The following is an 18,902-nucleotide window of genomic DNA, read 5'->3' as shown; positions in this document are numbered from 1 at the left end:
ATTTCTAAACAACGCACACCAAAAACCTATTTAATATTTTTTTAATAAAAATTAAATTATTCAGTCCACCAATGAAAGAAAAGACAGCATCCAAGATAAAAACCAATAAAATCAACACAAAAACAAGCCATCCCTCACAGAAAAATAAAATTAAAAATCAAATTAATATAAACCACCTGAATTAATATTTTAATAAATAGGAATGAGCGGCTTACCTATTTATATTTCATCCAACATTTTGTCGTTATTACCCCTTTTGAGTATTTCGTCTTTTAAACTCATCTATAAATAGGAATGTATAAAACCATGGGTCATCGCAACACATTAAATACACGTTTATTGCCGTTATCTATTTTGGTCTCATCATTGATATCTGGTGGTGCAATGGCAGTTATGCCAATTCTTACAGAACAATCTACGCTCCCGAGCATCAAACACACACCACTTTTTGCTAATGGTTCAGGCACTACTGTTATGGCGAATGCTGGCAGCGTTCTCATGCCCGCTAACACCCCCGTGATTAACACCAAAGCCCCTGAAGATATCTTGCTGGAAAGCATCTTTCCTGAAAGCCAAACAATTACACCAAAGATGATTGCCGAGGCTGAGTCGCAAATTACAACAATGCGACAGGATCACCAGCAGCAGATTAAGGATTATGAAACCAACATTGCTGCATTAGCACCGGCACAACAAAAACAAGCGAACAAAGAACTAGACTCATTTAAAGGTGTATTTGAAAAAAATATCGCGCAGTTAGAAGCCGTTGTTGCTTATGCAAAAGACAAGACCGAAGACAACAAGAACAAACTCAATGCAGCAGCAAAAGATGCTTTTACAGCCTCGCTCAATAACAAAGCGCCGGGGCAGTTCACCGCTGAAGAAGCCAACTCACTGTTTACTGCGTCATTAACCAACGATAATTCAACTATTTCGCCAGAACATGAGCAAAAAGTCACCGTAATCAAACAGCAGCAACAAGCAAGCCAAAATACTCTGACTAAGGTACAAAATTACCTGACTCAAGGTGTGATTAGCCAGGAACAAAAGGAAAAACTGGCGGCTTATTTTGCCGATAAACAAGTTAAGTTCAACGAGCTGGCTGTTGCTGAACAGGCGCATAAAAAAGCAGAAGAAGCAGAAAAAAAAGCAAGTGTTGATGTCGTACGTCTGACTCCTCAATTAAAATTTAATCAAGCAAAGCTCAAACTCGCTGAGAAAGAAAAAACTCAAGCTGAAGATAACTTAAAACAACTTGATACTGAAAAAATCTCTGCGATTAAAACTGTCGATGGAAATTGGGATGAAAATACAATAAATCTCGAACAACAACTTCAGGATTTGATTGATGATCCAAACACGCCTGTGGACAAAAAAACCAAGGCTGAAGACGCGCAAAAGGCCATCAAGGATGCAGCAGCAGCAAAACTGTTAGCTGATGCCGCAACCAAGAAACATCAGTCTGCCGACGTTGCTTTTAATGATATTGAGTTTAAGGTTACTGCTGCCAATAAGATTAAAACTGACGCTGCGGATAAGCTCGCAACCAGCACGACAGAAATGCACAATGCGACAGCAGAATTAGCTAATTTAGAGAAAGTAACGACTACGACTATTGATATACCTGCATTTGAGCAAAGAATTGCCAGCACCGAGCAACAAACTGTCGCTACAGGAACCTTTGCACTCGATACCCAAGTATCGGGCGGCACGCAAAATGTGGAAAAAGACGGCGAAATCATTGGCAGCATTGTTAGCGAAGATGGCACCGTAAAGTTGGCGCTTGGCGCATTGGCAAATAGCACTGTTATCACCAAAGGCATTATGGAAAATAACGGTGGTACGGATAAAAATACCAATGTTGGTGCAGAAGGTCAGTTGAGCCTTAAAGGGATAAGTGAGACTGAACGAGCCAAATCAGAAGGTGCGGTGATTGCTAAAGGTGGCAAGGTTACAGCCGGAGAGTATTCTTATATCAATGAGATAGTTAGCGAAGGTGATATTACCGCAACAGAGATTACTATTATTTCTAAAGCAAATATCAACGGCGGGAGCTTAACTCTACAAAATAAAGCACTCGCCATGAATACTGTACTCAATGATGGTGTTTTCACTGCTGAAACGGGTGCAGGAGCCACTGGGACGACGGTTAATGGTGGTACTTTCACGGTTAAAGATGATGCGATTGCCAACGATACCAAAGTAAGAGGCGGTATCTTTGAACTTAAATCGCGCATGCAGGCAATGAAGCTGGAAGTTGACGATGGCTTAGCACTGATTGGCGGTAAGTTAGAAGACATGCAATTAAATGGTGGCACCACGGTGTTTAATAAAGATGCCACTATCACGGGTACCATCAAGGCTAATAAAGGCAGTTTCCTGAGCGTCCATGACGGTGCAGTAACCCAAAATGCAGACCTGAATTTAGCCGGTAACATGGTGCTGGTGGCCGAAGATGCACCTTATGTCAGGCTACACCCAACTTCCCATGCGGCCTTTAGCGCCATGAATGGCAAACCCGCTAAATTCGCCTTTAAAGATGTCACGCTAGCGGGTGGCTCTATCGATATGAGCCAAACGAAAGCGCAACTGACCATGAGCTCATTGGCAGGTAACGGTAGCTTTAACCTGGGTTCAGCCCTGCACAGCCATACCACGGCACCACTGAATGTAACGGGTGATGCCAATGGTGATTTCAACGTTCAGATCGATGCCAGCGGTGTTGCTCCGGCTAACCTGAATGTCGTTGATGTGGCAGGCACCAATAACGCACGCTTTGCACTGGCTAATGGCCCGGTAGATCTGGGTAACTATAAGCACAACCTGGTCAGTGATGGTCAAGGTGGCTTCAAACTGGTAGCTGATAAAACAACCCTGACACCAAGCACTGCGGGTGTGCTGGCTGTCGCCAATACCATGCCGGTTATCTTTAATGCTGAATTGAGTTCGATTCAGAATCGTTTGGATAAGCAAAGCTCGTCGGCTAACGAAAGCGGCGTGTGGCTCACTTACCTGAACGACAGCTATAACGTGAAAGGCACCGCGACCAACTTCAACCAGAAGTTGAATGGTATGACTTTAGGTGGCGATAAAGCCATTGATTTAGGTAATGCCGTATTCAGTATCGGTAGCTTCGCCAGCTACAGCAGCTCAAATATCAAATCTGATTACCAGAGCAGCGGCAGTGTGGAAAGCAACTCATTGGGTGCTTACGCGCAATATTTGGCTAATAGCGGTTATTACATTAATGGTGTGCTGAAAACTAACCAGTTTAAACAGAACCTCAATGTGACAGCTAAAGGCGGCAGCGCCACCGGCAATACTAACTTCTCCGGTCTTGGTCTGGCCATGAAGGCGGGTAAACATATCAATATCAATGATATGTATATCTCTCCTTATGTCGCACTGAACACCTTTAGCTCCGGTAAGAGCCAGTACCAACTGTCTAACGGCATGGAAGCACAGAGCCAAGGCGCACGTTCTACCACTGGTACTCTGGGGATGAACACCGGTTATCGCTTTGTGTTGAACGCTGGTACTGAAATTAAGCCTTACGCTATCTTCTCAGTGGATCATGACCTGATGGCCAGTAACAAGGTGATGGTTAACAACGAAATGTTTGATAACAGCCTGAAAGGGACTCGTGCTAACGCGGGCGTGGGTGTCAATGTAAACCTGACCTCTAACCTGTCAATCGGTTCTGAAGTTAAAGTCTCTAAAGGTAAAAACATTGCGACCCCAATGACCATTAATATGGGCGTTGCTTACACCTTCTAAATAACACGTTAAGTTCTTCATGTAGCAATGAGAATGGTGTGTCAAAAAAGGGAGCCAGTTACGGCTCCCTTTCCTATATCGGCCTAACCTGACCCACCAACAGCGAATTAATGGCTGGTCGAGGGAATAACATTTCTCAGCCAACTGCCCCAGCGGCGCTGATAAAACGCCTGCGTATGAGTCATCAGATAGTGGCTTACCCCACGCTCTTTCTCGTTAACCAGACAGAAATCGACCGGGCGATCATCTGGTGCATGGTCACTGGCCACATTACCCGCTTCCTGAATCAGTTGATCTATTTCCTCAGGCGAGGCATCTACTTCCAAGCCAATCAGTAAGTTAGGCTGCTCATCCACACTTTTATCATGCATCAATGCCAGGAAAGCACGCCGCACCGGTTTGCGCTGGCTGAACAGTTTGATCAGGGCATCAACCATCACCGCCGGATACTCTTCCGGCTGGCCCAATAAGATTTGGCTCTCTTTATCCACACTCATTTCAGCCGGTTGGGCTAAACCGCCATTTTCCAATAGCATCGCCACTTCCTGCGGCCAAAACTCTTTACCATGTTCTGATTTCGGGTTCAGGAACAGGTGCGCACCCTGCGTCATTTCAAATAACACTCGCACTGGCATTGCAATAAAGGGCTGTTTTTCACTGTCAATCTGTTGATCTTCGGCGATATCCAGCGCCTGCTGCAACACTTCTATCGAGGTAAAGAATGGAATGACCGATTCACCATCCTGCTTTTCCCAATGCAGAATATTCACCCCATTGCCCGCAGTGAAGGTCATCTCGCTATCCTCACCGCCCGGTTCTGAGCCGGCCACCAGCACTAACACCGTGGCATCCAATAGTGTGCGGAAAAAGGCAGTACGATAAATTGACTCCGTCGCCGCCAGTTTTAACAACGACTCCAGACTCTGATCCTCATCATGGTGATGGTGATCGTGGTTATCATCGGCAGGTGGTTGTAGCAAACTCATCTTGTACTCCGAAAAACGTCGAGCAGATCGAACAAAGGGACGTCAATGCGCCCCATTGGTAGCTTACAAAGCCAAACGTAGGGGAAGCGCACCGTTCGGGTCGTAGCGGCGTGAGCTGCCGGAGTGCCCTTAGGTGTGCTAGCCCCTTCATTCACCAAACTTACTGTTTAGCTTTCGCCAACAACAGATTAGCAATGGTACGAACGCCTAAACCTGTAGCACCGGCAGACCATTGTTCAACTGCACTTTTACGGTAAGTAGCAGAGCAGTCAATATGGAGCCAACCTTGTTGGTAGTTTTTCACAAAATGCGACAGGAAAGCAGCGGCAGTGCTGGCACCTGCACTGTAAGCCGCGCCCGCTACATTATTCAATTCAGCAAAGTTAGACGGTAACTGGCTGCGATGGAATTCCGCCAGCGGTAAACGCCAGAAAGGTTCATGTTCACTTTGCGCGCTGTTCAGCAGCGCTTGTGCCAGTTCATCATCAAAGCTGAACAGTGCATGGTAGTCGTTACCCAATGCTGTTTTGGCCGCGCCGGTTAAAGTGGCAGCATCTATAATCAGCGGTGCGTTTTGTTCAGCGGCATCAATCAGGCCATCAGCCAGTACCAGACGCCCTTCAGCATCGGTATTCATGATTTCTACAGTTTTACCATTGCGGTAACGGATAATATCACCCAGTTTAAAGGCATTACCGCTAACCATATTGTCGGCACAACACAGATACAACTTCACGCGCTGTTTCAAGCCACGCGCCGCCGCCAAGGCCAAGGCACCCGTCACGGTGGCTGCACCGCCCATATCAGATTTCATCGAGTCCATGAACGCGCTCTGCTTCAGGCTGTAACCGCCGGAATCAAACGTAATCCCTTTACCTACCAGACAGGCCATTACCGGCGCATCAGGATTACCGGTTGGGTTATAATCCAATGCCAGCAATACCGGTGCACGATCAGATCCACGCCCCACGGTATAGATCCCAGCATAGCCCTGCTCACGCAGATCTTCGCCTTTAGTAATACGGTAACTGACCGCATCACACGAGACGGCACACATCAAATCAATGGCATTTTTGGCCAATTGCTCTGGACCTAAGTCTTCCGCCGGTGCGTTGATCGTGTCGCGCACCCAGTCGATAATTTTTATGCGTTGTTCCAGTTCAGTTTTTTCGTTCTCTGGCAGTTCTGCCCACTCCACACTGCGCTGACCTTTTGGCCCACGGAACCCTTGCCAGAATGCCCAACTTTGCTCCAGCCCCCAGCCCTCTCCGGCCAGTTTTATGCGTTTGATTCCCTGACCATCTATTTTGCGCGCGGCACGTTGAATCGCACCTAATTTACCGTTGCCCGTCAGGTGGATAGTCATCCCCTCGGCATCGCTACTCAACAGCGCTTTCTCGCCCCAACGGGCATCTGCCGGATTATGCGACAGGGATACTTGCATCAATTCTGTTGTCATGACAACCTCTTCATTATTATTTTTTGCTGTTATTCAGCTAGTTATACGCAGCCCTGTGTTGACTGCGGCGGACCCAATAATATTTCTTTGTATAAGGTATCAGATCAGGTAGAAAAAAGGCCGCTTTCGCGACCCTACAATACTTATTCAAACTCATCCAACCACACTAATAGAATGGCCTCTAGCACTTTTTCATTCGATTTCTGCGGATCGTCGTCAAAGTCGTCCAAAGAGCAAATCCATTGATGCATATCGGTAAAACGCACGGTTTTCGGATCGGTATCAGGGAATTTGTCGTAAAGTGCTTCGCCGATTTCTTGGGTATCTTGCCATGTTAAGCTCATATCAATGTTCCCGAGCATGGTTAATGGTATAACGCGGGATCTCAACCACCAAGTCTTCGTCGGTCACTCTGGCTTGGCAGCTCAGGCGGCTCTCCGGCTCCAGACCCCAGGCTTTATCCAACATATCATCTTCCAACTCACTGCTTTCTGGTAAGGAATCGAACCCTTCACGCACCACGCAGTGACAGGTGGTGCAGGCACAGGATTTCTCACAGGCATGCTCAATATCGATCCCATTGCGCAAGGCAACGTCGAGTATAGTCTCACCTTGGGTTGCTTCCAGTACTGCACCATCCGGGCAAAGGTCTTTATGGGGCAGAAATACTATTTTGGGCATGATTAAACCTCATCCACTGAATGACCCGCCAACGCTCGGCGAATGGAAGCATCCATCCGGCGCGCGGCAAAATCTTGCGTTTGCGTATCTAACGCTTTGATCGCAGCTTCGATTGCATGTGGGTCGTTGCCCTGCATCTGCTGCTGTAATAAGGCCATCGCCTGTGCGATAGCAGTACTCTCTTGCTCACTGAGTAATGCTGCGTCTTCTGCCAATGCGCCTTGTAAACTCTCCAGCACACGGGATGCTTCGACCTGTTGCTCCGCTAACTTACGCGCACTGACATCACTTTGCGCATTTGCCATCGAATCTTTAATCATATTGGCAATTTCATCATCAGACAGCCCATAGGATGGCTTAACCTGAATCGATGCCTCAACGCCGGTGGATTTCTCCATCGCAGTGACACTCAATAAACCGTCAGCATCTACCTGGAAAGTAACACGAATATGCGCGCCACCAGCGGGCAGTGGCGGTAGGCCACGCAAGGTAAAGCGGGCTAATGAACGACAATCTTGCACCAATTCACGTTCGCCTTGCAGCACATGGATGTTCATCCCGCTCTGACCATCTTTAAAGGTGGTGAACTCCTGCGCACGGGCCACTGGAATGGTGGTATTGCGCGGAATAACTTTCTCCACCAGGCCACCCATGGTTTCCAGCCCCAATGAGAGCGGGATAACGTCAAGCAGCAGCATGTCACTATCGGGCTTATTACCCACTAAAATATCGGCCTGGATGGCGGCACCGATTGCCACAACTTTATCGGGATCAATCGAGGTGAGCGGCGTGCGACCAAAGAATTGCCCGACTTGCTCACGCACCAGCGGCACACGGGTTGAGCCACCAACCATCACCACTTCCAGCACCTCATCAGGGGCCACTGCGGCATCTTTCAACGCACGGCGACAAGACATTAATGTGCGTTTGATTAACGCGGTGATCAGCGATTCAAACTGCCCACGAGTTATCTGCCCCTGCCAGCCAGCAACGGACACCTCTGCAACCTCAGCGTCACTCAACGCGATTTTAGCCGCGATCGCTGCATCAAGTAATTGCCGCTGAATGCCATGATCATCACGGGAGTCAATACCTGCTTGTTCACGCAGCCAATCGGCTAATAGATGGTCAAAGTCATCGCCCCCCAGGGCAGAATCACCACCGGTTGCCAACACTTCGAACACGCCGCGGCTCAAACGCAGAATAGAGATATCAAAGGTGCCACCGCCAAGATCATAAACGGCGATCACCCCTTCCTGACCTGAATCCAGGCCATAGGCAATGGCCGCTGCGGTCGGTTCATTAAGCAGACGTAATACATGTAGCCCCGCCAGACGTGCCGCATCTTTGGTACCCTGACGCTGAGCATCATCAAAATACGCCGGCACGGTGATCACGACACCATCCAGATCACCGCTCAGTGCCGCCTGGGCGCGAGCAGACAATGCTTTAAGAATATCCGCAGACACTTGGATCGGATTCACCAACCCGCTGGCAGTCTGGATCATCGGCAAGCCATTTTCACTGGGCTGGAATTGGTAAGGCAGATTAGGATAGCGCTGTACGATATCCACCAAAGAGCGGCCCATCATACGTTTAATTGAACTGATGGTATTGACCGGGTCCAATGCCGCCAGATTGCGGGCATTCCAACCAACATCAATACTATTTGCTTGATAATGAACCACTGAGGGCAAAAGATCCCGCTGCTGCTCATCAACCAGCGTTTGCGCTTTACCACTACGCACGGTGGCGACCAATGAATTGGTCGTACCTAAGTCTATGCCTGCGGCCAGCCGACGTTGATGCGGCTGCGCAGTTAAACCAGGCTCACTAATTTGTAATAAGGCCATGTTGAGCTTCCATCAATCTATACTCGTCATACTTCAAGCTGCATGTATGTTGGCTGCCATCACTCACCCAAGGCGTTATCTCAACGCCTTGGGTTCATTCACTTGCCGCCTTCCTGCAACTCGAATTATTTAGAGCATATAAAAACGTTAGTGACGCGCCCTAATAAGAAGTAGCTGGGCATTGCAGTCATCAATAAATTGATCTTTATTTATTTTTATCAATTAGATACAACTTTTCACTTCACTAAACTATCGAGATAAATCATCAAACAGGCGCTCTTCAAGTTGTTCAACCTGCTGTTGTAACTTATCCAAGAAACGCAATTTACGCACGGTATCAGCCGCCAGCTCCCACTGTTGCTTATCCAGTTGTTCCACCATTTGCTGACTGCGCGTTTGCGTCATCAACGCTAAGCGGCTACTGAATGCAGCAAGCTGTGTTTCAGCATCGGGTTTGCGCTCAATCTCATCAAGCTCTTCACGCAGTTCCAACTGCTCCATCAAAAACGCAGTATCACGCATGGTGTGCTGTTCATTACCTAAATCAAAACCCTGCAAAGATAACATATACTCGGCACGTTTTAACGGATGCTTGAGGGTTTGGTAAGCGTCATTGATGGTGGCGGCTTGTTGCAACGAGGCTAAACGCTCGCGTTCAGGCTGGTTAGCAAAACGGTCAGGGTGGAATTGACGTTGTAATTCCTGATAGCGGGTAGTGAGTTGGTTGCCGTCAACCAGATAGCGAGGCGGCAGCCCGAACAATGTGAAGTAATCCATAGCATGCTCTGGAATATAGTGATGGCTTAGCAAATATTATACAGCCCTCTTGTTATGCAAGAGAGCTGTATGAAGCACAAGTACCTGAGGTAGAAACAAAAACAGGCGTCAGACGTTAAAGCTTTCACCACATCCGCACTCACTTGAGACATTCGGATTGTTAAACTTAAAGCCTTCGTTCAGCCCTTCCTTGACGAAATCCAATTCGGTGCCATCAAGATAGACCATGCTTTTGCCGTCGATGATCACTTTCACACCTTTGTCTTCAAAAATGACGTCATCGTCGTTCATTTCATCAACAAATTCGAGTACATATGCCATACCTGAGCAGCCCGATGTTCTTACGCCCAAGCGCAGACCCAAGCCTTTACCACGGTGATTTAAAAAGGCACTGACCCGTTGTGCAGCACTGTCGCTGATTGATATCGACATACACCTTCCTCAACTCTGCTAACAATTGATAACCTATGTTACAACTACTTGGCAGTATGTTTGCTTTTGTAGTCGGCGATAGCTGCTTTAATGGCATCTTCTGCCAGAATCGAGCAGTGAATTTTGACTGGCGGTAACTCCAGTTCTTCGGCGATCTGAGTATTTTTGATCGCTTCAGCCTGATCGAGAGATTTACCCTTCATCCATTCAGTTACCAGAGAGCTGGAAGCAATGGCTGAACCGCAACCATAAGTCTTGAAACGAGCATCTTCAATAATACCGGCTTCGTTGACTTTGATCTGCAATTTCATGACATCACCACAAGCGGGTGCGCCAACCATGCCACTACCAATAGTAGGATCTGCGTTGTCGAATGAACCGACGTTGCGTGGATTTTCGTAATGATCGATTACTTTTTCGCTGTAAGCCATGTGATTACTCCTGAGTCTTAAAGTCTGGAATTAATGGTGAGACCATTCAATGCTACTGATATCCACGCCCTGTTTGAACATATCCCACAACGGGGACAAGTCACGCAGACGGCCAATGGATTTACGCACCAGCGCAATGGCGTAGTCGATCTCTTCTTGAGTGGTGAAACGCCCCAGAGAGAAACGAATTGAACTGTGAGCCAGTTCGTCGTTCATCCCTAACGCACGCAACACATAAGAAGGTTCCAAACTCGCGGAGGTACAGGCTGAACCCGATGAAACAGCCAGATCTTTCAGCGCCATGATCAGCGACTCACCTTCAACATAGTTGAAGCTGATGTTCAGAATGCCAGGTGCGCCATTCTCTAAATCGCCATTCAGGTAAACTTCTTCGATATCTTTCAAACCATTCCACAAACGCAGGCGCAATGCGCGCAGACGCGCAGCTTCGCTTTCCATCTCTTCTTTGGCGATACGGTAAGCTTCACCCATACCGGCTATCTGATGGACTGGTAAGGTGCCTGAACGCATACCACGCTCATGACCACCACCGTGCTGTTGTGCTTCGATGCGAATGCGTGGTTTACGGCGAACAAACAGTGCGCCAATGCCCATCGGACCATAAACTTTATGGGCAGAGAAGGACATCAAATCAACTTTCAATTTGCTGAGATCAATTGGTAATTTACCGACACTTTGCGTCGCATCGACGTGGAAAATGATCCCGCGACTGCGGCACATTTCGCCGATTTCAGCGATATCCTGCACCACACCGATTTCATTATTCACGTGCATGATAGAGACCAAAATAGTGTCTTCACGCATGGCCGCTTCAAGCTGTTTCAGGTCGATAATACCGTTAGACTGGGGTGCCAGATAAGTCACGTCGAAGCCTTCACGCTCCAGTTGACGACAGGTATCCAACACCGCTTTATGTTCGGTTTTACAGGTGATGATGTGCTTGCCTTTCTTTTGATAGAAATTAGCCGCACCTTTTATTGCGAGGTTATCAGACTCAGTTGCACCGGAGGTGAAGACAATCTCGCGAGGGTCAGCACCTACCAGAGCAGCAATATCATTACGTGCAATATCAACGGCTTCTTCTGCCTGCCAGCCGAACTTGTGAGAACGCGAGGCGGGATTACCGAAAATACCGTCCAGAGTCAGATACTGCATCATTTTTTCAGCGACACGAGGGTCTACCGGGGTAGTTGCTGCATAATCCAGATAGATCGGTGTCTTTATTTTTGATTCGGTCATTGCTCTTATGCTCCGTACATCACTTCCAAAACGTAAAATTCCGCAGATTCTGCTTATGCGCGCAGATTAACGTTAATCGTCTCTTGCGGTCGGCCATTAGCCGTACGGCGCGTATCGTTATTCTGACGATCCGCAACCTCTAGGATATCTTGGTTATTTACCAGCTCTGCCAGCGTGATATTGTTGAGGAAGCTGCTGATGCGCTCACTCAGATCACGCCATAAGGTGTGAGTCAGGCAACGATCACCGCCCTGACAGCCTTCTTTACCCTGACAACGGGTAGCATCGACAGATTCGTCTACAGCGGTGATTACTGCACCTACTGCGATTGCTGATGCATCTTTACCCAGCAGGTAACCGCCACCTGGACCACGAACGCTGGCAACTAAGCCATTTTTGCGTAACCGTGAGAACAGTTGTTCTAAATAGGATAATGAGATCCCTTGGCGTTCAGAAATATCTGCCAGAGGAACTGGCCCGTCCTGGGAATGTAATGCCACATCAAGCATGGCGGTCACGGCATAACGGCCTTTGGATGTCAGTCTCATAGCTAAAATTACCTGTTGGTGAAAACAAGCCAGAATTTTGACATTCTTGAGTGTTTTAGTCAACTATTTAACCTAGTAATTCACTCAAGTATTATTAACTCATTCCATTTTGAATAATATGGCAGAATTTTAATAATAACCAATTGATATAAAGCCTTATTTTTTGTTATCTAGCGCACTATTAGCCGCATCATGCTGTGGGTATTTATCCTGTTTTTCAATGGATGTCAGCATACCGCGCAAGATATTTAGCTCTTGAGCCTCTGGGCGTGCACGGGTAAACAGACGGCGCAATTTACTCATAATCTGGCCTGGATGAGCCTGTCGGATAAAACCAGTATGGGATAACACCTGCTCCAGATGCAGATAAAAACGCTCCAGATCATCCACCAAAGGATAAGGGGCTTCCTCTTCTTCTATTGCCGGTGCCGTAGCCTGCTGGCGATCAAGGAATGCTACCCGCACTTCATAGGCTAAAATTTGCACGGCCATTGCCAAATTCAATGAACTGTATTCGGGGTTTGCCGGAATCGCCACATGATAGTGGCACTTTTGTAGTTCATCATTTGTTAGCCCCACCCGTTCGCGGCCAAATACCAAGGCAACCGGAGCATGTTCTGCTTCGTGGGCGCTACGCACACCACATTCACGCGGCTCTAACATTGGCCAAGGTAAGGTGCGTGAACGAGCACTGGTACCGACAACCAGACTACACCCAGCCAATGCTTCATCTAAAGTATCGACAATAGTAGCATTACCAATGACATCGCTGGCACCAGCGGAGAGTGCAATCGCCTGAGAATCGGGTTTGACTAAAGGATTGACCAGATACAAATTGGTTAATCCCATGGTTTTCATAGCCCTGGCTGTCGAGCCCATATTACCAGTGTGTGAGGTCTCGACCAAAACGATACGAATATTGTGTAGCATACAAACTCTGAAGATAACGGGGAATCGCCATATCTTAACACAGACATATACCCAAGCTACTTCGAGTTGCAGGCAGGCGGCAACCGAGTGAGTCCCTGGGAGCTTAGATAACTAAGTGACCAGGGCAAATAAGGGCAGCCAACACCTCTGCATCTTGAAGGGTGACGGGTATAGGCATTTATCAGAACCCCTGCTATACTACGCGCCGTTTCTCGTTCTTTAACATCCTAGTGGAAGATACCCATGCATCCGATGCTGACTATCGCCATACGCGCTGCGCGTAAGGCCGGTAACCTGATTGCCAAAAATTATGAAACCCCGGACGCTGTCGAAGCGAGCCAGAAAGGGACTAACGACTTTGTTACTAATGTAGACCGTGATGCAGAACGCCTGATTGTCGAGGTTATCCGTAAATCTTACCCAAAACACACCATTATTGGTGAAGAATGCGGTGAGTTGGTTGGCGAAGACGATGATGTACAATGGGTTATTGATCCACTGGATGGCACTACCAACTTCATCAAACGCCTCCCTCACTTCGCTGTATCTATCGCTGTTCGTATCAAAGGCCGTACCGAAGTTGCGGTGGTTTATGACCCAATGCGTAACGAACTGTTTACAGCCACCCGTGGTCAGGGCGCTCAATTAAATGGCTATCGTCTGCGTGGCACCAATGCGAAAGATTTAGACGGTACTATTCTGGCGACCGGTTTCCCATTCAAAGTAAAACAACATGCGCCGGCTTATCTGCGCGTTGTGGGTAAACTGTTTGAGCAGTGTGCAGACTTCCGTCGCACCGGTTCAGCGGCACTGGATCTGGCTTATGTAGCCGCAGGCCGTGTTGACGGTTTCTTTGAGATTGGTCTGAAGCCATGGGATTTTGCTGGTGGCGAACTGTTGGTACGTGAGTCAGGCGGCATCGTGACTGACTTTGCTGGCGGTCATAACCATTTCAGTTCTGGCAATATCGTAGCCGGTAATCCACGAATTGTTAAATCTATCGTTCAAGCGATGAGCGATGAGATTAGTGATGCATTGAAACGTTAATATCATATACCCGTCATCTTTCAAATTGCAGGTGTGTTGGCCGCTCTCGTTCACCCGAATCACTTACTCGTGTAAGCTCATCGGGGTTCTCTTGTTTGCCGCCTTCCTACACCTTGAAATCTATAGGGTATATACGTTTCCAGCCATATAAAAAAGCCAGTCGGCTAATCCTGACTGGCTTTTTTCATTGTTAACTTTAGCGGCCAAAGGGCCGTATGCCGCCGATAAACTCCGGCTGGCTGGAAAGATAGAGCAGCACACCGGCAAACAGCAGAATAATCCCACCGGTTAATGCCAGCGTAGACCACGCAATTGCTCCCCAGGCCGCAGGGGCACGATTACGGCTTAAATGCACCGCCAAACGCCGCGCATAATGAACGAATAGCGCCAGTAGTGAAATGGTCAGGGATGTCCCAATTGCCATTGCTATCGCTGACAAAATTCCCCACCAGTAGACGCCGATCACTTTGGCAAATAACAACACCATAATCGCACCAGAACAGGGCCGCATCCCCATGGCCAGAACAATCGCCAGACGGGTGCGCCAGTCATTGCCAGCTTGCAACTCTTGAGCGCTGGGGAGATGGCGATGCCCACAGCCACAATGGTCACTATGAATATGGTTCGCAGGCAAAGGTTGTATACGCTGGATACTGATTTTTTGCGGTTTCACTGCTTTTATTTGCTGATAAAGACGCTTTAATGCCCGCAAACACAGCAAAATCCCCAGTGCGATAACCAGTAAAAAACTGCCCTTCTCCAACCAGAAGCTGCTTTGATGCAGATACCGTGATGAAAGCTGTAAAACACCAAGCAGTAACGTTACCAGCAAGATTGCTACACCACCTTGCAATATTGAGGCGGCAAAGGTCAGCTTCAGGCTACTTTTTAATTGTGCCGGATGGGTCGCCAGATAAGTGACAATCACCACTTTGCCATGCCCTGGCCCCATAGCATGCAATACGCCATAAATCAGGCTAAACATCATCAATGTCAAACCGGTCTGATGGGGATTGGCTTTAACCTGTTGCAGTAATTGGGCCATCTGCTGATGCATGTTCTTCTGCCAAACCACTGTTTTGAACAGCAACTCAGGCCAGTAGAGCCATGCGACCTGGGCTGCACCGGCTAAGACCAGTAAAAACAGCAATAGTGGCCATAAATTTATCAGCCAGTGCCGAGGCCGTGAAACTGCCGTGATACCTACTGACATTGTACGGTGATCCGCTGTGCAAATTGTTTTCCTAGTTCCATGTCATCTCCCGGAGAATCACTTTTATCCAACGATAATGCATACGCCTGTAACGAAGCATTGGGATTTGGGGTAAATAAGGTTAACTGGCAACGTTGCTCCATTTCGGTTGATAACCTTACCATCTTGTTACTGGCATAAGTCATATCAACAAAATAGGTCGGGTCATAAGTGGAGATAATGAACGGCTTACCTGCCAACGGTTGCGGTTCCGCCAGGGGTAACACAAATTCTAAAACTGCCTGATGCCCCTTGCGGGACAACTGATACTCTCTTGGTAAGTTTTTATATTTCACCGGCTTACCGTCGCGATAAATATCAGTAAAATAGTGCTGCCCCAGCACATTGGCCATCACTTCAGCAGCCAGTTTTTTCCAGATTTCGGAGTCACTTTTAGCATTTTCCGCATCATATAACAGATCAGCAGACGTGATTTCATCCATAGTCCATACCATTTTCATGCCCACCAGCATCTGTTTATCACTGACGAAAGTGGCGTCCATATCAATAAAACTATGGGGATGAGCCTGTGCCAACTGGCTATAAACAAAAATCCCACCCGCCAACAGCAAGGCTATCGGCCGCTTAATCACCCACAAATAGTTATGATATAACATATCAAACATTAATCAATCCTTAGATATTCTACGATATGCTCAAAATCATGGGAGCACCGGTGCCCTGTAGCATCAAACACGAAGGGAAAAACTGTGATGCAAGTTGTAAGTCGATATAAAAGCCCATTACCCCACCAAACCGAATAGAATCTCTTTTGCTATGCTTAAGCCTGATAAATAACAACACATCCATCACGGAAGGTTATATGAGCTTGGACACTACCCCTGTGCCCCAGTTATCCGATCAACCGCTATCCGGTCAACAGCGACGCTGTCATATGGTGCTGATGTTGTTCATGCCTGCGCATAAAGTACAACTGGAGGCTATCAGCCAATTCAATGGCGTTGGGCTAGCGACTACTCGGCAAGATATAACCGAGGTTGCTAATGAAATCCAGCGTTTCTACCATTTGCAACTCAATGCCGATAGCGACAATAGTTGTCTGATTCAGGGCAGCCACCTGGATAAAAGACTGTGCCTAATTCATTGGTTACGGCGTGGGCTACGCTATTGCCCACATTTCGTGGAAAATCAGTTTGCTCCCCACCTGTATCAGGCATTGTCATGGGATAACACGGTGTTATCACAGCATCTGCCACAGATAGTTAGCCAATGTGAACCCCATCTCAGTCGGCAGTTAAATGAAAAAGATCGTCAGTTTTTACAACTGTATCTGGCTTATTGTGCTTGGGAAAACCAGCAGCAGGTGTTGCCCGAGTTATCACTGACCCAGCAGCAATGGTTAGAATGCAAGCCCGCACTGGCAGCGGCTGACAGTTTGTTTGATTCATTTAATCCATTGTTAGGTCATTCGCTGAATAGAGTTGAACGGGATATGCTGATTCTGATGTTGACGATGATTAAAGCGCACAGTTATCACAGTACTCAATCGGCAGAAGATACCCGCCTAATCAACGCTATTGACCAATTGATCACGCATTTTCAGCAACTTTCTGGTATGACACTCAGTAGCAATGAAGCACTGATCAGCCAGCTTTTCGCCCATCTTGCTCCCGCTATTGAGCGCTGTTATTTCAATATCGGAATTGATAATTCCTTGCTAGAGGACGTTATCCGAAAATACCCGCTACTGTTACAAACCACGCGACAGGCGCTGGTTACTTTCGAACAGGAATATCAGATTCAATTTTCTGCTGATGAAGTGGGTCTGATTGCCATTAGCTTTGGTGCCTGGTTGATGCAGGAAAATGCATTACAGGAAAAGCAGATTTTACTGCTGACGCGGAATAACCCCGAATTGGAAGAGCAAGTGGAACAACAAGTACGTGAACTAACGTTACTGCCACTACATATTAAATATTTGCCCCACGACGTTTATCTGCAATCAGGTGCCCCGACCGGTACCACCTTGGTGCTGACACCGTATGCCGTAAGGCAACCTGAATCAACGCCCCCGCTGATTCAGGTACAATTACCGCTCACTGAGCAACAAAACAAACAGTTACGCAGTGTATTGGAATTGCCTTAACTGGCAGACTGATTGGGCACAACCTGAGGCCGGATAAACAGCACAGGGATCACAATCAATGCCATCACCCAGAACACCCCGCCCTGATAATGCTCAAACAGGAAACCGGATATCACCGTCATGACCGCAATTCCACCGCCCATCGCCAGTGCAGAATAAACTGACTGTAAACGGATCACATCCGGCCCACGCCGTGCGGCAATAAAACGCATCGCCGCCAAGTGGCAAACAGTAAACGAGCCACAATGTAAAATCTGAATCAAAATTAGCCACGGCAAGTCGGTGGTCGATGCCATCAGGCTCCAGCGGATAATCCCAGTTATCGCGGAAAGCAGTAATAAGCTGCGGGCGGTCCAGCGGCGAAACAGCACATTGCTAAATGCGAACACCAGGATTTCAGCGACCACGCCCAATGACCATAAATAACCAATGGTGGCGGCCGAATACCCCGCATCTTGCCAATAAATAGAGCTGAAGCTGTAATAACCAGCATGTGCGCCTTGTAACAGGGTCACGCAGAGTAAAAAGCGCCAGACCTGTGGTTCCGACAGCAATACCCTCCACTGGGTAGCAGCAACATTACGGTGTTTAACCTCGCCTTGCGGCATAATACTGGGCTTTAACAACGCCCCCAGTAGCATGGCGGCAATACCGAAAGTCAGGCTATAGAGAATAGCGGTGTGGCCCCAAACAGAGACCAATTTACCGGTCAATGCCGAACCGATAACAAAAGCCAGTGACCCCCACAGCCGGACCTTGCCGTAATCCATGGTTATCTGTTTCTGCCAGGTGGCCGCCAGCGCATCGGTTAGTGGCACTAATGGGCCAAAAAACAGGTTAAAGCCCGCGATCACTACCATCAACCAGGCCCAACCGTTACCAAACCAAAAACCGACGGCGAAGGCCAATGCCAGTAGTGCCAAAATTCGGATTGCTGTAACCAAATGGGAAGGATCTTTGACGCCGGGGGCAATAATCAGACTACCGAGGAAACGGGAGATTAAGCCTGCGCCCAACAAGATACCGATGGTTTCAGGTGGAATGCCTTCCCCTTGTAACCAGATGCCCCAAAAAGGCAGGAAAATGCCATAAGAAAAAAAATAAGTGAAATAGCTGAGCGACAGCCAACGTGTTGATTGCAATACCATGAATCCCTCCAGGCTCAGCCCGACACTGTGACAGAGGCCTCGCCTGCTGGCAACTTTGTCATTAGGTAAACATAGAGTTTGAGATAATCCTCACATTTAAACATTATGTTTTACAAAATAGCCACAAATTGCGCGGCCGCTATCGCATCGTTACCTTCACGCCACAGATATCAATATCAGATGTAAAAAAACCCGCATTCGCGGGTTTTTATTA

17 protein-coding genes are annotated in these 18,902 nt (G+C 47.7%); 3 read left to right on the top strand and 14 right to left on the bottom strand.

The features are described from left to right. The first annotated feature begins 306 nt into the window (after positions 1-306). Positions 307-3,777 (top strand): autotransporter outer membrane beta-barrel domain-containing protein, encoded by a 3,471-nt coding sequence (locus A6J67_RS23445; protein ID WP_192945367.1) that lies wholly within the window; start codon positions 307-309, stop codon positions 3,775-3,777. Positions 3,778-3,884: 107 nt separating this feature from the next. On the opposite strand, the gene sseB is transcribed toward A6J67_RS23445, so the two are convergent. The 11 genes from sseB to trmJ all read right to left on the bottom strand — a co-directional run bounded on the left by sseB (position 3,885) and on the right by trmJ (position 13,134). Then, the gene (sseB, locus tag A6J67_RS09255) at positions 3,885-4,763 is read right to left on the bottom strand and encodes an enhanced serine sensitivity protein SseB (protein WP_042568419.1); all 879 of its coding nucleotides are present in this window, start codon (positions 4,761-4,763) and stop codon (positions 3,885-3,887) included. 160 nt (positions 4,764-4,923) lie between these two features. Beyond that, positions 4,924-6,222, bottom strand: coding sequence for an aminopeptidase PepB (pepB, locus tag A6J67_RS09250; RefSeq protein WP_005191941.1), 1,299 nt, complete (start codon positions 6,220-6,222; stop codon positions 4,924-4,926). 143 nt (positions 6,223-6,365) lie between these two features. Next, complete coding sequence (gene iscX / locus A6J67_RS09245) at positions 6,366-6,566, bottom strand: Fe-S cluster assembly protein IscX (protein ID WP_005191944.1); 201 nt, start codon at positions 6,564-6,566, stop codon at positions 6,366-6,368. 1 nt (position 6,567) lies between these two features. Beyond that, positions 6,568-6,903: an ISC system 2Fe-2S type ferredoxin gene (fdx, locus tag A6J67_RS09240; protein ID WP_004713939.1), complete on the bottom strand. Its 336-nt coding sequence runs from the start codon at positions 6,901-6,903 to the stop codon at positions 6,568-6,570. Between the two features lie 2 nt (positions 6,904-6,905). Then, positions 6,906-8,756 (bottom strand): Fe-S protein assembly chaperone HscA, encoded by a 1,851-nt coding sequence (gene hscA / locus A6J67_RS09235; protein WP_050073495.1) that lies wholly within the window; start codon positions 8,754-8,756, stop codon positions 6,906-6,908. A 249-nt stretch (positions 8,757-9,005) separates the two neighbouring features. Next, on the bottom strand, positions 9,006-9,533 hold the full coding sequence (gene hscB, locus A6J67_RS09230; RefSeq protein WP_032907957.1) for a co-chaperone HscB: 528 nt from the start codon (positions 9,531-9,533) through the stop codon (positions 9,006-9,008). Positions 9,534-9,641: 108 nt separating this feature from the next. Beyond that, the gene (iscA, locus tag A6J67_RS09225) at positions 9,642-9,965 is read right to left on the bottom strand and encodes an iron-sulfur cluster assembly protein IscA (protein WP_005192709.1); all 324 of its coding nucleotides are present in this window, start codon (positions 9,963-9,965) and stop codon (positions 9,642-9,644) included. Positions 9,966-10,009: 44 nt separating this feature from the next. Beyond that, the gene (gene iscU, locus A6J67_RS09220; protein ID WP_005159510.1) at positions 10,010-10,396 is read right to left on the bottom strand and encodes a Fe-S cluster assembly scaffold IscU; all 387 of its coding nucleotides are present in this window, start codon (positions 10,394-10,396) and stop codon (positions 10,010-10,012) included. A gap of 30 nt (positions 10,397-10,426) precedes the next feature. Further along, on the bottom strand, positions 10,427-11,641 hold the full coding sequence (locus A6J67_RS09215; RefSeq protein WP_032907967.1) for an IscS subfamily cysteine desulfurase: 1,215 nt from the start codon (positions 11,639-11,641) through the stop codon (positions 10,427-10,429). Positions 11,642-11,709: 68 nt separating this feature from the next. Then, the gene (gene iscR, locus A6J67_RS09210) at positions 11,710-12,204 is read right to left on the bottom strand and encodes a Fe-S cluster assembly transcriptional regulator IscR (RefSeq protein ID WP_004707916.1); all 495 of its coding nucleotides are present in this window, start codon (positions 12,202-12,204) and stop codon (positions 11,710-11,712) included. 156 nt (positions 12,205-12,360) lie between these two features. Beyond that, positions 12,361-13,134, bottom strand: a complete 774-nt coding sequence (gene trmJ / locus A6J67_RS09205) for a tRNA (cytosine(32)/uridine(32)-2'-O)-methyltransferase TrmJ (RefSeq protein WP_050073494.1) — start codon at positions 13,132-13,134, stop codon at positions 12,361-12,363. Positions 13,135-13,377: 243 nt separating this feature from the next. Here trmJ and suhB point away from each other — a divergent pair, with 243 nt between their 5' ends. Continuing rightward, the gene (gene suhB, locus A6J67_RS09200; RefSeq protein ID WP_005192722.1) at positions 13,378-14,181 is read left to right on the top strand and encodes an inositol-1-monophosphatase; all 804 of its coding nucleotides are present in this window, start codon (positions 13,378-13,380) and stop codon (positions 14,179-14,181) included. Positions 14,182-14,377: 196 nt separating this feature from the next. Here suhB and A6J67_RS09195 read toward each other — a convergent pair whose 3' ends face one another. Further along, positions 14,378-15,394 carry a nickel/cobalt transporter gene (locus tag A6J67_RS09195; RefSeq protein ID WP_032907959.1) on the bottom strand — a complete coding sequence of 339 codons (1,017 nt, stop codon included), beginning with the start codon at positions 15,392-15,394 and terminating at the stop codon, positions 14,378-14,380. After that, the gene (locus A6J67_RS09190; protein ID WP_050296784.1) at positions 15,385-16,059 is read right to left on the bottom strand and encodes a DUF1007 family protein; all 675 of its coding nucleotides are present in this window, start codon (positions 16,057-16,059) and stop codon (positions 15,385-15,387) included. Before A6J67_RS09190 ends, A6J67_RS09195 begins: the two co-directional genes overlap by 10 nt. Positions 16,060-16,256: 197 nt before the next feature. On the opposite strand from A6J67_RS09190, the gene csiE reads away from it, so the two are divergent. Next, complete coding sequence (csiE, locus tag A6J67_RS09185) at positions 16,257-17,540, top strand: stationary phase inducible protein CsiE (protein WP_032907961.1); 1,284 nt, start codon at positions 16,257-16,259, stop codon at positions 17,538-17,540. On the opposite strand, the gene A6J67_RS09180 is transcribed toward csiE, so the two are convergent. Beyond that, entirely contained in the window at positions 17,537-18,688 is a 1,152-nt protein-coding gene (locus A6J67_RS09180; RefSeq protein ID WP_050073492.1) for a 3-phenylpropionate MFS transporter, read from the bottom strand. The two genes, csiE and A6J67_RS09180, sit on opposite strands and share 4 nt — an antisense overlap. Positions 18,689-18,902: the final 214 nt, after the last annotated feature.

It is taken from the genome of Yersinia sp. FDAARGOS_228, from assembly GCF_002073315.2.
In the GTDB taxonomy this organism is placed as follows: Bacteria; Pseudomonadota; Gammaproteobacteria; order Enterobacterales; family Enterobacteriaceae; genus Yersinia; species Yersinia intermedia.
Note: the sequence above shows the minus strand (reverse complement) of the source record. Positions and strands in the feature narration are given on the sequence as shown.

Coding starts and splice junctions, on each gene's coding strand:
- hscB (WP_032907957.1), bottom strand. CDS start 9,533: ATGGATTACTTCACATTGTTCGGGCTGCCGCCTCGCTATCTGGTTGAC.
- iscA (WP_005192709.1), bottom strand. CDS start 9,965: ATGTCGATATCAATCAGCGACAGTGCTGCACAACGGGTCAGTGCCTTT.
- pepB (WP_005191941.1), bottom strand. CDS start 6,222: ATGACAACAGAATTGATGCAAGTATCCCTGTCGCATAATCCGGCAGAT.
- A6J67_RS09195 (WP_032907959.1), bottom strand. CDS start 15,394: ATGTCAGTAGGTATCACGGCAGTTTCACGGCCTCGGCACTGGCTGATA.
- hscA (WP_050073495.1), bottom strand. CDS start 8,756: ATGGCCTTATTACAAATTAGTGAGCCTGGTTTAACTGCGCAGCCGCAT.
- A6J67_RS09180 (WP_050073492.1), bottom strand. CDS start 18,688: ATGGTATTGCAATCAACACGTTGGCTGTCGCTCAGCTATTTCACTTAT.
- iscU (WP_005159510.1), bottom strand. CDS start 10,396: ATGGCTTACAGCGAAAAAGTAATCGATCATTACGAAAATCCACGCAAC.
- trmJ (WP_050073494.1), bottom strand. CDS start 13,134: ATGCTACACAATATTCGTATCGTTTTGGTCGAGACCTCACACACTGGT.
- csiE (WP_032907961.1), top strand. CDS start 16,257: ATGAGCTTGGACACTACCCCTGTGCCCCAGTTATCCGATCAACCGCTA.
- sseB (WP_042568419.1), bottom strand. CDS start 4,763: ATGAGTTTGCTACAACCACCTGCCGATGATAACCACGATCACCATCAC.
- suhB (WP_005192722.1), top strand. CDS start 13,378: ATGCATCCGATGCTGACTATCGCCATACGCGCTGCGCGTAAGGCCGGT.
- A6J67_RS09190 (WP_050296784.1), bottom strand. CDS start 16,059: ATGTTTGATATGTTATATCATAACTATTTGTGGGTGATTAAGCGGCCG.
- fdx (WP_004713939.1), bottom strand. CDS start 6,903: ATGCCCAAAATAGTATTTCTGCCCCATAAAGACCTTTGCCCGGATGGT.
- iscX (WP_005191944.1), bottom strand. CDS start 6,566: ATGAGCTTAACATGGCAAGATACCCAAGAAATCGGCGAAGCACTTTAC.
- A6J67_RS23445 (WP_192945367.1), top strand. CDS start 307: ATGGGTCATCGCAACACATTAAATACACGTTTATTGCCGTTATCTATT.
- iscR (WP_004707916.1), bottom strand. CDS start 12,204: ATGAGACTGACATCCAAAGGCCGTTATGCCGTGACCGCCATGCTTGAT.